18 protein-coding genes are annotated in these 14,813 nt (G+C 34.0%); 10 read left to right on the top strand and 8 right to left on the bottom strand.

Annotated features, from left to right (window positions below; genetic code table 11):
* Positions 1–23: 23 nt before the first annotated feature.
* The 8 genes from hemE to BLR17_RS02525 form a co-directional block, all read right to left on the bottom strand.
* Positions 24–1,049, bottom strand: coding sequence for a uroporphyrinogen decarboxylase (gene hemE, locus BLR17_RS02560; protein WP_066328486.1), 1,026 nt, complete (start codon positions 1,047–1,049; stop codon positions 24–26).
* Between the two features lie 94 nt (positions 1,050–1,143).
* Positions 1,144–1,809 carry a uroporphyrinogen-III synthase gene (locus BLR17_RS02555; RefSeq protein WP_066328011.1) on the bottom strand — a complete coding sequence of 222 codons (666 nt, stop codon included), beginning with the start codon at positions 1,807–1,809 and terminating at the stop codon, positions 1,144–1,146.
* A complete protein-coding gene (gene hemC / locus BLR17_RS02550) occupies positions 1,809–2,735 on the bottom strand; it encodes a hydroxymethylbilane synthase (protein ID WP_066328014.1) in 927 nt (308 codons plus the stop codon). The genes BLR17_RS02555 and hemC overlap by 1 nt, the downstream gene beginning before the upstream one ends.
* Positions 2,736–2,818: 83 nt before the next feature.
* Positions 2,819–4,075 (bottom strand): glutamyl-tRNA reductase, encoded by a 1,257-nt coding sequence (hemA, locus tag BLR17_RS02545; RefSeq protein ID WP_066328015.1) that lies wholly within the window; start codon positions 4,073–4,075, stop codon positions 2,819–2,821.
* Between the two features lie 385 nt (positions 4,076–4,460).
* On the bottom strand, positions 4,461–5,042 hold the full coding sequence (locus BLR17_RS02540) for a globin family protein (protein WP_066328016.1): 582 nt from the start codon (positions 5,040–5,042) through the stop codon (positions 4,461–4,463).
* A gap of 18 nt (positions 5,043–5,060) precedes the next feature.
* Positions 5,061–5,495 carry a hypothetical protein gene (locus BLR17_RS02535; RefSeq protein ID WP_066328018.1) on the bottom strand — a complete coding sequence of 145 codons (435 nt, stop codon included), beginning with the start codon at positions 5,493–5,495 and terminating at the stop codon, positions 5,061–5,063.
* A gap of 121 nt (positions 5,496–5,616) precedes the next feature.
* A complete protein-coding gene (locus BLR17_RS02530) occupies positions 5,617–6,456 on the bottom strand; it encodes a DUF5777 family beta-barrel protein (protein ID WP_066328020.1) in 840 nt (279 codons plus the stop codon).
* A 21-nt stretch (positions 6,457–6,477) separates the two neighbouring features.
* The gene (locus BLR17_RS02525) at positions 6,478–6,873 is read right to left on the bottom strand and encodes an OB-fold protein (RefSeq protein ID WP_066328022.1); all 396 of its coding nucleotides are present in this window, start codon (positions 6,871–6,873) and stop codon (positions 6,478–6,480) included.
* Positions 6,874–7,021: 148 nt separating this feature from the next.
* Between BLR17_RS02525 and BLR17_RS02520 the strand changes: the two genes are divergently transcribed.
* From BLR17_RS02520 to BLR17_RS02475, 10 genes are all read left to right on the top strand, one after another.
* Positions 7,022–7,390, top strand: coding sequence for a c-type cytochrome (locus tag BLR17_RS02520; protein ID WP_066328023.1), 369 nt, complete (start codon positions 7,022–7,024; stop codon positions 7,388–7,390).
* 17 nt (positions 7,391–7,407) lie between these two features.
* Complete coding sequence (locus BLR17_RS02515) at positions 7,408–7,947, top strand: YceI family protein (RefSeq protein ID WP_066328488.1); 540 nt, start codon at positions 7,408–7,410, stop codon at positions 7,945–7,947.
* A 124-nt stretch (positions 7,948–8,071) separates the two neighbouring features.
* Complete coding sequence (locus BLR17_RS02510; protein WP_066328025.1) at positions 8,072–8,938, top strand: helix-turn-helix transcriptional regulator; 867 nt, start codon at positions 8,072–8,074, stop codon at positions 8,936–8,938.
* Between the two features lie 145 nt (positions 8,939–9,083).
* Complete coding sequence (gene hemH, locus BLR17_RS02505) at positions 9,084–10,097, top strand: ferrochelatase (protein ID WP_066328027.1); 1,014 nt, start codon at positions 9,084–9,086, stop codon at positions 10,095–10,097.
* 2 nt (positions 10,098–10,099) lie between these two features.
* Positions 10,100–10,618 (top strand): hypothetical protein, encoded by a 519-nt coding sequence (locus BLR17_RS02500; protein ID WP_066328032.1) that lies wholly within the window; start codon positions 10,100–10,102, stop codon positions 10,616–10,618.
* Positions 10,619–10,624: 6 nt separating this feature from the next.
* Positions 10,625–11,182: a CopD family protein gene (locus BLR17_RS02495; RefSeq protein WP_066328034.1), complete on the top strand. Its 558-nt coding sequence runs from the start codon at positions 10,625–10,627 to the stop codon at positions 11,180–11,182.
* Positions 11,183–11,238: 56 nt separating this feature from the next.
* Complete coding sequence (locus BLR17_RS02490) at positions 11,239–12,711, top strand: ATP-binding protein (protein WP_074517118.1); 1,473 nt, start codon at positions 11,239–11,241, stop codon at positions 12,709–12,711.
* A gap of 9 nt (positions 12,712–12,720) precedes the next feature.
* Positions 12,721–13,503, top strand: coding sequence for an enoyl-CoA hydratase/isomerase family protein (locus BLR17_RS02485; RefSeq protein WP_066328041.1), 783 nt, complete (start codon positions 12,721–12,723; stop codon positions 13,501–13,503).
* A gap of 71 nt (positions 13,504–13,574) precedes the next feature.
* Positions 13,575–13,973 carry a hypothetical protein gene (locus BLR17_RS02480; RefSeq protein ID WP_066328043.1) on the top strand — a complete coding sequence of 133 codons (399 nt, stop codon included), beginning with the start codon at positions 13,575–13,577 and terminating at the stop codon, positions 13,971–13,973.
* Between the two features lie 78 nt (positions 13,974–14,051).
* The gene (locus BLR17_RS02475) at positions 14,052–14,792 is read left to right on the top strand and encodes a PA3715 family protein (RefSeq protein WP_066328045.1); all 741 of its coding nucleotides are present in this window, start codon (positions 14,052–14,054) and stop codon (positions 14,790–14,792) included.
* Positions 14,793–14,813: the final 21 nt, after the last annotated feature.

Raw genomic sequence — 14,813 nt, 5'->3', positions numbered from 1 at the left:
AATCAACTAACAACTGTCAATAATTAATTTCCGTATTCTTTAACAGCGTCAATAAACGCTTTAGCGTGGTCTACAGGGATATTTGGCAAAATTCCGTGACCTAAATTCACCACATATTTGTCTTTACCGAATTCGTCAATCATTTCATGAACCATTTTCTTGATGGTTGGAATTGGCGAAAGCAATCTTGAAGGGTCAAAATTTCCTTGTAAAGTAACATTTCCACCTGACAAATAACGTGCATTTCTGGCCGAACAAGTCCAGTCAACACCTAATGCAGAAGCTTTACTTTTTCCCATTTCGTTCAAAGCAAACCAGCATCCTTTTCCGAAAACAATTACCGGAGTTACTTCAGCCAAAGCTTCCACGATTTGATTGATGTATTTCCATGAGAATTCGTTATAATCTGTTGGAGACAACATACCTCCCCAGGAATCAAAAATTTGAACGGCATTCACACCTGATTTTACTTTTTCTTTCAGATATAAAATGGTAGTATCGGTGATTTTTTGCAATAAAGTATGAGCAGCTACAGGATTTGAGAAACAAAATCCTTTAGCCGTATCAAAGCTTTTCGAACCTTTTCCTTCCACAGCATAACAGAAAATAGTCCAAGGTGAACCGGCAAAACCAATCAAAGGCACTTCGTCGTTCAGCATTTCTTTAGTCAGTTTTACAGCATCAAAAACATAGCCTAAAGTTTCATTCACGTCCGGAACATAAACCTGATTTACCTGTTCCATCGTACGAATAGGATTTGGAATAATCGGACCTAAGTTGTCTTTTAATTCTACGTGAATTCCCATCGCTCTTGGAACCACCAAAATATCTGAGAATAGAATCGCAGCATCCGGAGCAATACGACGAATAGGCTGAACGGTGATTTCGGCAGCTAATTCCGGAGTTTCACAACGGGTGAAAAAATCGTATTTGTCACGCAAAGCTCGGAATTCCGGTAAATATCTTCCTGCCTGACGCATCATCCAAACTGGTGGACGTTGTACTGTTTCTCCTTTTAGTGCTTTTAAGAATAGGTCGTTTTTTATCATTTTTTTTAAGCTATTGGCTATTAGCATTTAGCTATTAGCATTATAATTATTTATTTTAAATAAGCTAAAAGCTAAAAGCTCATAGCTAAAATGTTTAGTTATATTCTTCAATTACAGCTTCTATAACATCTTCAATCGAAGGCTGTTCAGCCACAATTATATTTTTGGTAATTTTTTCCAATGCTTCTGCTGTTGTTTCGCCAATGCAAAAGCATATTTCGTTTTTTATCTTATTTTCTTTCAGGTAACTTTCAATAGCTGACGGACTAAAAAACAAAATTCCATCTGCCGGCGTTTTTATTTTTTGTGGGGTCAAAATGGTTTCATACACCTGAATTTCGTTAAAGTTGACTTTGGCTTCTTTCAGGGCTTTTGGAAGCGTTTCTTTGCGCAAATTACCACTGAAAAATGTATAATTCTCTAATTTGTAAATCAAGGTGATGATTTCTGCTAAATCAGAAGCATAATCTACATAAACTTCAACCGTAAAACCGTTTTCTTCTAACAGGGATTTGGTTTTTAAGCCTACACAGAATACATTTTTGGATTTTAATTCACCACATTTGGAATGATGCAATACACTTTGAACGGCATTTTGACTTGTAAAAATCAGATTGTCGTTGATTTCTTTTAAATCAAAATCAGTATTTTCGGTTTTGATAAAATTAGTTTCAGTAACCGAAAAACCAAGATCCAATAAGGCTTGTTTTTGATGTTTTGCAAGTGTTTTTGTAGATAAAATATGGATTGGATTGCTCATTATTTTTTCAAACTTTCCTTAATATTTTTCATCAACTCTGTTCCGCCATTATCCAGAATTTCCTTAGCTGAATAGAATCCCAGTTTTTTCCATTCCGAAATATCCACAATTTTGTTGATTTCAATTTTTTGTTTTCCGTCTAATGAAAATAAAACGCCATCAAAATGAATGGTATCTTCTTCTTCATTGTATTTTGCCAAAGCACCAATAGGAGCGGTACAACCGCCTTCTAAAGTTCTTAAAAACTGGCGTTCGATATAGGTACAAACTTCTGTTTCGATATCGTTTAATTGGGATACAGCGTCTAATGTATAGTCATCATCAGCCATAGCCACTACTAACATTGCACCCTGTGCCGGTGCGGGAATCATCCAGTCTAAATCAATATAATCACCTGGTTTTAAGTTGATTCTTTCCAGTCCTGCTGCTGCAAAAACAGCTCCGTTCCAATTGTTTTCCTGTAGTTTTTGCATTCTGGTATTTACGTTTCCGCGTAAATCCACTACGGTATGATTAGGGTATTTGTTTAACCATTGTGCCTGACGACGTAAACTTCCGGTTGCGATGGTTCCATTATTTTCCAGAAAATCAAGGTTTCCCTTGTGAACCAAGATATCAAGTGTATTGGCTCTTTGTAAAACGGCAGCCTGAACAATTCCTGTAGGTAGAGCAGTAGGAACATCTTTCATAGAATGTACGGCAATATCCACATCACCATTAATCATGGCGATATCCAATGTTTTAGTGAAAATTCCGGTGATTCCTAATTCGTAAAGGGGTTTGTCAAGGATGATATCGCCTTGTGATTTTACGGCAACAATTTCTGTTTTATAACCCAAATCGTTTAGTTTGTTTTGAACAGTATGTGCCTGCCATAAAGCGAGTTCGCTATCTCTTGTACCTATACGTATTGTTTTTTCTGCCATTTTTATTTTTTTGCCATAGATACTGAAAGTGTAACTGTGACTTAATTAATTTGTGAAAATTGGTGTAATTTGTGTTTGATCTTTTATTTCACCACAGCTTCAATTTTAAAGACTTTTTCAATCCATTCGATGCTTTCATCAACCAAAGTGTTTTCGTCTTTGAGGTGATTAGCAAAATGCGTGGTGATTTTTTGGATGATTCTGTTGCTGATGATTTCAGCTTGTTCTTCGTTAAAATCGGCAATTTTTTTACTTTGAAAATCCAATTCCGAATTTTTAATTTCGTTTAATTTGGCTTTTAAAGCATTAATAGTTGGTGCAAATTTTCTGCCTTTTGTCCAGATTTTAAATTCGTCTTTTATTTCTTCAATAATGGCTTCAGCAGCAGGAATATGTTCTTTTCTGTTTTCTAAAGTTTCATCAGTTATTTGCGATAAATGATCCATGTGAATTAATGTCACGCCTTCTACTTCGGTTACATTTTCATGTACGTTTTTAGGGATGGACAAATCTAAAATCAACAATGGTTTTTTAAGATTCAGAATGGCTTTGTCTATTGTAGGGTTTTGTGCTCCTGTAGCTACTACTAAAACGTCGGCTTTTTGAATTTCCAATTGCAAATCAGAATAATTTTTAACTACTAAATCCAGTTTTTCGGCTAATTTCTCCGCCTTGTCTTTGGTTCTGTTGATTAAGGTAATTTGCTCGTGTTTAGTGTGTTTTACCAGGTTTTCACAGGTGTTTCGACCAATTTTTCCCGTTCCGAAAAGCAGGATATTTTTATTGGCAATATCGGCTACATTTTTGATGATATATTGAACTGATGCGAATGAAACGGAAGTTGCACCAGAAGAAATTTCAGTGTCTGTTTTGATTTTTTTACTTGCCTGGATTACTGAGTTTACTAAGCGTTCCATGAAAGTATTTACTAAACCGCAGGATTTACTTTGGTTGAAAGCATTTTTTATTTGACTGATGATTTCAAAATCACCCAGAATCTGACTGTCTAATCCGGTTCCTACACGGAACATGTGATTGATCGCTTCCTGATTTTTATAAATATAGGCTACTTCCTGAAATTCCTGAACCGAACCGTTACTGTTTTCACAAAGTAATTTGATTAACTCATAAGGGTGATTGGCAAAACCATAAATTTCAGTTCTGTTGCAAGTTGAAGTTACTATCAAAGATTCAATACCTTCTGCTTCCGCCTGCATTAAGAGAATAGATTGTGCTTTGGCATCTAAGCTAAATTTCCCTCTAATGGTTGCATCTGCTTTTTTGTAACTTAAACCTAAAGCGTAAAAAGTGCTGTTTTTGGACATGTTATAACTTTCCATAATTATACTTTCCTTAAAAAAGTTCTACAAAATTATTATTAACTATTTTATAAAAACAACGCTGTAAGTTCTTTTTATATCGCTTAGTGTTAATTTGGCCTAAAATCGTAATTATAATAGCTGTTAGACTTAAAAATAGAGTGAAATCAGGTGGTTTTTGATTGACTATGTAGATTTATTCTAAATAGCATTATTGGTAGATTCCAAAATTATCTGTAAAAAAATATCGCTTAGGGTTCTGATTCGATATTGATAAAACAGTCTTTTTTGTGTAGTTTTTTTATTTTATGGTAAATCGGAATTGTGTTGGTACGTGTACGTTGAGTGTATAATTAAGTAATAACGCTAATCGGAAAATGAGTAGCGTTATTACTTAAAATGAGGATTACATTTGAACAATAGTGCTTCTTAGTGATTCTAAAACAGCTACAATGTCCGTATAAAGTTCAGTATTTGAGGCAACACCGTTAGCATTTGCAGCAGCGCCCACATAGCCTTCAAATTTAGTATAATCGGCGTTAGTAGATTTTGCTCCCATACGCGCATTAACAGCCGGATTATGTGCGGCAGCCATACTCAAACCGGAATAGGCATTTACTGCGTTTGTTCCTCCTGTATTGTATGAAAAGAAATCAGTTAAATTATCTGATAGTTTAGCAATACTTGTTGTTTGAGTGCTTCCTGTTTCTGCCAGCAGCGGAGCAAAATGCGCTTTTAAATTTCCGGATGCATTATTGGTAATGTCGGCAACAATGAGTCCGATGGCTGAGTTTACTACTTTTCTGAAACTTAAACGTCCCTGTTCAATCATTTGACCTGGATTATCCGGGTCAGCAACCATCGTTGTTCCACCTAAACGACTGTAAATAGATGCTTTTACTTCCGGATCATCATCCTTGCTGCATGATGTTAATGTTACTGATGCAATTAGTAACATACTTAGTGTGATTTTTGAAAAATTTCTCATGATAATTGAATTTAAAGATTAATTAAAAAATTGATTTATGGTTTTAGATAATTTATAACTGAAACTATTTTGATCCATTGGACAAACTTCTTTGTTGGCCAGGTTAGCCGGTACGATGAAGCGATGTGCTTCATAAGGTCTTTTGCTCATGAGTTCATTAAAAACTTTCTCAGAGTTGGTAATTTTATTGTTGTGAAAATAGACTACAACATTTCTTTTTACAATGATAGAATCAGAGGTTAAACCTTTTATGGATCTCAAATCGGTACAAATTTGTTTTGCCTGCGCTGAGTCGATATTTGATTTAAAATCAATTCGGCTTACCTGTAAGTTAGGTGTTTCATAAACGGCTGGTTTAGCAGTAATAATGTGGAAAAGTAAAATGACAATGAAAAGCAATGCAATTCCGGCAACAAGTACTAATCCTTTTTTAATGATTTTATAAGTTTTCATAATCGGTGGGTTTTTGAAAATTTATTTACGGTAGTTCTTTTTGTTTGGTTTTGTTTTATTTGCAAAAAGATGTAATTTAGAATGAATTCAAATACTGAAAGATTGGACAATAATTGTGTTTTTAAAAAACGCGAAGCAGATTAAATCCAAAGAACACATTGCCTTTAGTCCAATCGCCAGTGGTTTGCCCCAGGAATCCGGCTTCATGAATGCCTTGCGAACTGGTGAAATGCATTTGGAAAACGTGTCCGCCGGTTTCTAAGTCAAAACCTATTGAGAGTGGGTTTTTATAAATTGAATTAGAAGCTCGGTTTAAATGTGCCGCATAATCCATATTAAGTGACCATCGTTTGGATAATTTGTAACGTCCTCCAATTCCGATGGCGTATTGTGTGTTATCTTGCTGTGGATTGTCGACAAAATTTTCATGAAAGATAGTAGGTGCTATTTCTAAGGATAGTTTTTCTGAAAATTTTCGGGAAATTAATAGTTGTTGTAAATACGTTAGTCTGTCGTCAAAAGTGAGTTTTGGATACAAACTTTCTTTTATTTTATTATTGATGGCTAAACTTGTAAATCCAGCTATGCTAAATGGAAAACCTTCTGCTTTTTGGCTAACTAAAGTGTATTTCGTAGCAAAATCATAGGCTTGTTCGTTTCTGGCGGCACTTATTGTCAAATAATCGGTTAATCCGTAAACAAATTTTAGTTGGGTATTGGCATTATCCAGTCCAAAGAAACCTTCGAATCCATCTTTTACGGAACCAAACCTGTGGGCAACGATAAAATACAAATCGCCTTTTGCCGCCAGTTTTGTCGATTCCAAATTGACAATTTTTAAGCCTTTAAAGGCTGATACAACTTTTTCTTTAATTCGGATTGTGTCTGTTCCGGCTAACAAATCATCTTGTGAAAAGCTTACTACCGGAAACAATAACAGAAATAGAATGAATTTTTTCATAAAATATATTTTTTAGGATTGTTAGTTTTTAGGATTTACAATTGTGCATTGATCCATTTTAAATTCTTCCAATAGTTCATCATAACCTAAAAAGCGTCCTTTGATTTTTAGTGTTTTTCCGGGAATGATATTTTTTGGCAAACTGTCAAAAACAGCATACAATTTTTGGTTGAGAATAACGGCTTTGTTTTCAAAATCAACTTCGGTTATCTGAGCCGAGAGTGCAATGGTTTGGTCTTGGTATTTGGCTGAAGCCAGACTGTCATTTGCAGCAAATTCTTTTTCTAATACAGCAATAGTAAGGGTGTAAGTTGCCTTTTCGCTGCTAATATTCCGATGATCCTGATAGGTGTAGCGATAGATAAAAATGCCAGCTATCAGCAGGATTAAAATTCCAAGTAGTATCTTTTTGTTCATAAGATGGGTTGTTTAGGTCTTCAGGATTATCTACGGAAAAAGAGAAAGATTGGTTTTGTTTGAAAAAAGAATTGTTTCGTGAAAACCAGATATATCATTTCAGCGTATATGAATTACAAAGCATTTTTAAACTATAAATCAATTTGTTATGAAACCAAAAAATCTTTTTTCGCTGCTAATTTTTTCAGGCTTTTTAATGGCATGTTCTAATGAGAATTCGGAAACTTTAATGGATAATACGCCTATTCAAGGTGTTGTTACGTATAAGCAAAATGTAAAATCGATTATTGACAATAATTGTATTTCCTGTCATGGAGCAACACCTGCAAATGGTGCTCCGATGTCTTTAGTGACCTACTCTCAGGTGAAAAATGCAATGCAAAATCGTGGTTTGTTGAATCGGATTTCTTTAAATAACGGAAATAGTTTACTCATGCCTCAGGGCGGTCCAAGACTGCCTCAGACAACAATAGATGTGGTCGCTAAATGGCAGCAAGACGGACTTTTAGAGGAATAATTTAAAGAATGGAAGAAATGAAAAAAATAATTGTAATTAGTATTTTTCTTCTGTCTAATTTTATAATGGCACAGGGAAAAATAATGAGTAAATCAGCCAATGTTATTTTTGAGGCTTCGGTACCTTCCTTTGAAGAAGTAAAAGCGATCAATAATAATGTAACTGTGGTTGTAAATACTGAAACAGGAGAAATAGCCAGTTTAGCATTAATGAAAGCTTTTCGATTTAAAGTCGCGCTGATGGAAGAACATTTTAACGAGAATTATGTAGAAAGCGACCGATATCCTAAAGCAATATTTAAAGGGAAAATAGAAGGATTTGAAGTTAATAGTCTAACAGCAACTCCCAAAGATTTTGTAATCAACGGTAAGTTAGAGCTTCACGGAAAAAGTGTCGCTATTAAAGCTTCGGCTAAAATGTGTAAAACAACATCGGGGGTGAATCTACAGACAAATTTTTGGGTTAATGCAAGTGATTTTGATATCTCAATACCGGCAATAGTTAAGAATAAAGTGGCTAATAAGGTAGCAATTCAGCTGACCGCTGTTTTGAGATAAACTATAAAATTAAAGATTATGTAATAATTTGTGTCAAGTAAACGATAAACCATGAAAAAGATTTAATTTTGAAACACCAAATGAGACGTTTAATTAAAAACGACTACATTAAGTTGCATAAAATATGGAGGAAGAAATAAAAATTGACGATGATTTTATTTTGATTCGTTTTCAAAATAATACCGATGAGGTTTTAACTTTTCAGCGTCCTGTTCAATTGGGTTTGATACAATTTCATTTTGGATTAAAAGGAAGTGCCAATTATATTTTTAACCAAGGTAATTATGTGCTTAATCTCAAGGAAGAAAAGGCTTTACTGTTTTATAATACTGAAAAAGAATTGCCTTTAAACGTTCAGATTGCACCAAAATCCTGGTTGATTTCTATTTTTGTTTCTATTAAAAAATTTCACGGATTGTTTACCAGTGATGCCGAGCATATTCCTTTTTTAAGCAAGGAAAATCAGGATAAAAAATATTATAACGAAAGTGATATCAGTCCGTCGATGGCAATTGTTTTAAATCAGATGTTTCACTACAATCTGAATCCTTCCATCAAAAATTTATATTACAAAGGCAAAGGATACGAGTTGTTGAGTCTTTTTTTCAATCGAAATGAAGATCCAAATGCGGAACAATGTCCGTTTTTAGTCGATGAAGAAAATGTATTGAAAATTAAAAAGGCCAAAGAAATTATCATAGCTAATATGGCTGAACCACCCGGTTTGCCGGAATTAGCCGATCAGGTTGGGTTGAATTTGAAGAAGTTAAAAATGGGTTTCAAACAAATTTATGGTGATACGGTTTATGGTTTTTTGTTTGATTACAAAATGGATTTTGCCAGAAAATTGCTCGATAGTGGTTCGTATAATGTAAACGAAGTAGGTTTAAAAATTGGTTACAGTACGGGAAGTCATTTTATTTCGGCTTTTAAGAAGAAATTTGGAACCACTCCCAAAAAATATCTCATGTCAATCAATCCAAATGCATAGTAGGAATTGATTTTTTAAATTAAACAATAAATAAAAAATAACAATTATCATGTTTCTAAAAAGTGGCTTGTACTACTTTTGACGAAAATTTAAACACACAGCCCTGTCAGCGTTTAAAACCCTGACAGGGTTAAAAAAACAAAATATGAAAGGAGTATTATTAGTTAATCTTGGTTCACCAGAAAGTCCAACCCCCAAAGATGTAAAACCATATTTAGACGAATTTTTAATGGACAAATACGTAATTGATGTTCCGTATTTGTTGCGTGCCTTATTAGTTCGTGGTATTATTTTGAGAAAAAGACCAGAGGAATCAGCACATGCTTATGCCAAAATTTGGTGGGATGAAGGTTCACCGCTAGTAGTTCTTTCAGAAAGAATGCAGCAAAAAGTACAACCATTGGTTAATGTTCCTGTGGCACTGGCTATGCGTTATGGAACCATGACAATTGAAAAAGGTTTACAGGAATTACACGATAAAGGCGTTACTGAAGTGTTGCTTTTTCCGTTGTATCCGCAATATGCAATGGCTTCAACTTTAACAATTTTAGTGAAAGCAGAAGAAATTCGCAAAAAGAAATTTCCTCAAATGACTTTTACAGATGTTCCGGCTTTTTATAATAAACCCGATTACATCAAAAACTTAGCTGATTCAATGAAAAAGCATCTGGAAGGTTTTGATTATGATCATTTGTTGTTTTCGTATCACGGAATTCCGGAGCGTCACATTCGCAAAACCGATGTAACCAAATCCCATTGTAAAATAGATGGTTCGTGTTGTAATACGCCTTCTCCTGCGCATGAATTTTGTTACCGTCATCAGTGTTATGAAACTACGAAACTGGTAATTGAACAATTAGGAATTCCTCAGGACAAATACAGTCTGACATTTCAATCCCGATTAGCAGGTGATAAATGGCTGGAACCGTATACCGATGTTGAAATCAATAAAATGCCTGCTAAAGGAATCAAAAAATTAGCAGTGGTAACACCTGCTTTTGTATCCGATTGTTTGGAAACCTTAGAGGAAATTGCTATGCGCGCCAAAGAAGAATTTGAAGAAAACGGAGGTGAAGAATTCTTAGCTATTCCTTGTTTGAATGACGACGATCAATGGTGTCAAACGGTGGGGAATTGGATTAACAATTGGGCGAAATAGCTATGGATTTACTTATGAAAAAGTTTTATATTTTTATTTTTCTAGTATGTAATTGTGCGTTTTCTCAAAATCAATTTTCAAGTAAAATTAAAAGTGATTGTGAAATTATTATTAGTGCTATGAAAAATAGTGATTATAATAAAATTTTAGATTACACTTATCCAAAAGTAATAGAAATTGGAGGAGGAAGAGAAAAGTTGTTTTCCTTGATGAAAAACACTTTGGATAAAATGAAAAAAGAAGGGTATGTGTTTGAAAATCAAATTTTAGGTGAACCACAAAGAATTTATAATGCCGGAAAAGAACTTCATTGTATTGTGCCTAAAAAAACAATAATTAAAACCCCAAAAGGGAGAGTAGAAGCTACGTATTACTTGTTAGCAGTATCTAAAGATAATGGTAGAAGATGGTTTTTTATAGAATCTCATATGTTAAATGATGAAAATAAGAAACTGATTTTTCCTAATTTCAATTCAGACTTAAAAATTCCTAAAAATTCTAAACCAGTTCTAATTGATTAAATTTCTATGGAGTATTACAATTACCTAAAGTCACTTCATTTAATCTTTGTAATTACCTGGTTTGCGGGTTTATTTTATATTGTGCGTTTGTTTGTGTACCAAATTGAAGCGGCAGATAAACCTTCGCCGGAAAAGGAAATTTTGCAAAAACAATTCAAAATCATGAGTTATCGCCTGTGGTATATTATCACTTGGCCATCGGCGGTTTTAGCCAGTTTTTTTGCTTTTTGGATGCTGTTGTTTACATCTACAGGTAATGCCTGGTTACAAATGCCGTGGATGCATGTAAAACTTGGCTTTGTTTTTGTGCTGTATTTGTATCATTTAAAATGCCATCAGATATTTAAACAATTACAAAATGATGAGGTAAACTATTCTACTAATTTCATGCGATTATGGAATGAAGGAGCTACCATTATTCTTTTTGCTGTTGTTTTTTTAGTTGTATTAAAAAATGCTGTAAATTGGATTTATGGCGTTATCGGGATTGTATTATTCTCGGTTTTAATTATGCTGGGTTTTAAATTTTACAAGAGAATAAGAGAGAAAAACAGTAGGCAGTAAGCAGTATTCAGTTGGCGCTGAACACTAAATTCTGAACACTGAATACTAAAAAAAATATGCTAAAAAGCTTCAAATTATCCATGCTTTCATTACGGATTCGAATTTTCCTTTCGATGATCGTGGTGATAATTGTTGCTTCTGTTTTATTAGCTTCTATTTCGATTGTTCAATTTAAAAATGAAGCTAAGGAATACCATCGTGAACGCTTAGAACGCAAAGAAAATGCGGTTAAAGAGCATATTAATTATATCCTTTCTACAACAACTTATCCATTGACGACTGAGAATTTGGATTTGATTTTTAAGGATAAAATCCATGAATTGGCGCATATTCATAATATTGAAATTAATATTTATGACCTTGATGGTAAATTGTTGAAATCGTCTAAAGAATCTTTTTCTGTAGATAAAAGTGCTCCTCCCATTCCGAAATACATTCTTAAATTGGTTCGCTCTTCAATCGAAAAACGTTATGTGGATATTAAAACCATCAACGGTATTAAAAATCGTTCTTCGTTTACCCAAATCAAGGATGATAAATTTAAGCCTTTAGGTGTTTTAAATCTGCCGTATCAGGAGGACGATGGTTTTTATGACAAAGAGTTAAATAGTTTTTTAATTCGTTTGGGGCAGGTATATTCTTTTATGCTCATAGTGGCTTTTGCCTTGGCTTATTTTCTTTCGTCTTATATTACTAAGTCATTGAAAACTATATCCGATAAGTTAAATGAAACCCGTTTGAACAAAAAAAACGAGAAGATTTTACTTTCGGCCAGCAGTAAAGAAATCAATTTGTTGATTAATGGTTACAATCAAATGGTGGATGAACTGGAAAAAAGTGCTGTTAAATTAGCCCAAAGCGAAAGGGAAGAAGCCTGGCGTGAAATGGCTAAACAGGTGGCACACGAGATTAAAAATCCGCTAACGCCTATGCGATTGACAGTGCAGAGTTTTCAACGTCGATTTAATCCGGAAGACCCTAACATTGTTCAAAAAATGAGGGATTACTCCGAAACGCTGATTCAGCAAATTGATACGATGAATTCAGTAGCTTCGGCATTTTCGAATTTTGCTTCGATGCCGGCACAGCAAAATGAAACCCTCAATGTGGTTGAGGTTGTCGAATTGGCTTTGGATATTTTTAATGAAAATCAGATTGTTTTTGAAAGTGAGGCAGCTGAGATAATTTCCAAGATCGATCGTACCCAATTAATCCGAATTATTACTAACTTAGTAAAAAATGCAATTCAGTCTATTCCTGAACAACAAGAGGAGAAGAGGGTGGCTGTTTCGGTAAGAAAAGAGGATGATAATGTGTTAATTGTTGTTGAAGATAACGGAATTGGAATAAGAGCAGAAGATATCAATCGAATATTCGAGCCTAAGTTTACCACTAAAAGCAGTGGAATGGGATTAGGATTAGGGATTATAAAAAACATTATCGAAAACTATAAAGGCAGTATTAACTTTGAAACAACTTACGGCAAAGGAACGCGTTTTACAGTTTCGCTACCCATTATTAACTCTTAAATCAACACAATGAGCTACCAAAACATTTTGATTGCAAAAGAGCATAATATTGCAACCATCACCATTAATCGTCCTGAAAAATTAAATGCTTTAAATAAAGTAACCATCGAAGAATTGCATCATGCTTTTTCCACATTAGAGACACATCAGGATATACGTGCCATTATTTTAAAGGGTAGTGGAGAGAAAGCTTTTGTGGCAGGTGCTGATATTGCTGAATTTGCCGAATTTTCAGTAGAAGAAGGAATTCAATTATCGGCTCAGGGACAGGAAACCCTGTTCAATTTTGTTGAAAATTTAAAAGTGCCTGTTATCGCGGCTATCAATGGATTTGCTCTTGGAGGCGGATTAGAATTGGCTATGGCCTGTCATATTCGTGTGGTTTCAGACAATGCAAAAATGGGATTGCCGGAAGTGTCCTTAGGTGTAATTCCCGGTTATGGAGGAACACAACGTTTACCACAATTGATAGGTAAAGGACGTGCTCTGGAAATGATTCTTACTGCAGGAATGATTTCGGCAGAAGAAGCCTATAGAATGGGCTTAGTGAATCACGTGGTAAAACAAGAGGAACTCGTTTCTTTTTGTAATGAAATAGCTCAAAAAATCATTAAAAATTCTCCGGCAGCTATTAGTATGGCGATTCATGCAGTTAATGCCAATTACAAAGAAGGGGAGAATGGTTTTGAAACCGAAATAAAATCCTTTGGAAAATGTTTTGGTACCGAAGATTTCAAAGAAGGAACCAAAGCTTTTTTGGAAAAAAGAAAAGCCGTTTTTACAGGAGAATAGTTTTTAGTGGTCAGTGTTCAGTCCTGTAGTGACGGGAACAGTTTTTCAGAAATTAATAATCAAAAAAATAAATGTCATACGAGCCTATTTTTGCGCTTTTTTGGGAAAGAGTAAAACAAAGTATAGAAGATAAAACTTTTGCCAAATTAACGCTGGCAAAGACTATTGGTGATACCGAAATCAAGAATGTTTATGTTCGTCCGGTTTTGCTACAGAATGATGTGATGAAAATGTCGGTTATAAGCCGTTTTAAAACCGAAGAGACTGAAAGTTTTTATTCTCTTGAGGAAACCTATCCTATTTTGTTTTCGTTAATAAATAAGCCTTTTTTAAGCGCCTTGTTATTCACCAGTGAACAGGACGTAGTTTTTAAACTCAATAAAAAACGTGCCGGAAGCATCACGGAACAAGCACCTACTTTTCTGAATCCTTCGGATGTGATTCTGGAAATGAAAGCAAAGGGGATTTAGAAAAAGTGGTCAGTGTTCAGTTTTCAGTTGGTGGAAGAGATAAAATTTTAGTTATTCGATTGTAATTTAGGTTACTATATGGAAAAATTATTTTTTGCGGTTTTGTTTTTTGTTTCAAATCCCTTTTTTGGACAGGAATTTTCAGAGAAAGAAATCATTAACAAAGTAGTTACAGCATTAAAAGTCAATGAAAAAAATCTTTTAGCTGATAAAATATGCTTAAAAGTGATTCCTAATCAAAATGATAAAGTAATTATTGTTTTGCCGGTTATTAGTAATCGTGATCCTGAATGTGAGGAATTTTTTGATATTGACAATAACCTATTGGTGTGGAATAAAAACACTAAATCAATTGAATCGAAATACATTAAAAAAGCGGAATGGACTTCTGATGCTTTGAGATTTGATGAATTAAAGATTGATACCGGACTTTATTATTTGAACAAAAATACCAGAGCTTTTGGAATAAGATATAGTTATAACGGAAGTTCTAGTGTAAATCCATTTAGTTCAAATTCGATTAATCTCTATTATTTTAAAAACAACCAAATAGTGGAAGTGCTACACGATTTTGAACTTGAAAAATCAAATGGTGATAATGGAGGTGGTTGTGAAAACGCTTCATTTGAAACCTCAAAAAGTGTTTTTGTTATCAATGATAAGTTAACAGATAAGTTTAATGACATTGTTGTCAAAACGAAGTTCAAAGATTATTTTTATGATGCTGATTGCGATAAAGAAATCATCAAAAAACAAAGTTCCAAACAAAGTATTTTAAGATTTGATGAAAAACAGAAAAAATACATTTTAGTAAAATAATATATAAACAACAAAGCCACT

Source organism: Flavobacterium glycines, assembly GCF_900100165.1.
GTDB classification, from domain to species: domain Bacteria; phylum Bacteroidota; class Bacteroidia; order Flavobacteriales; family Flavobacteriaceae; genus Flavobacterium; species Flavobacterium glycines.
This window is presented reverse-complemented; position numbering and strand designations above follow the sequence as displayed.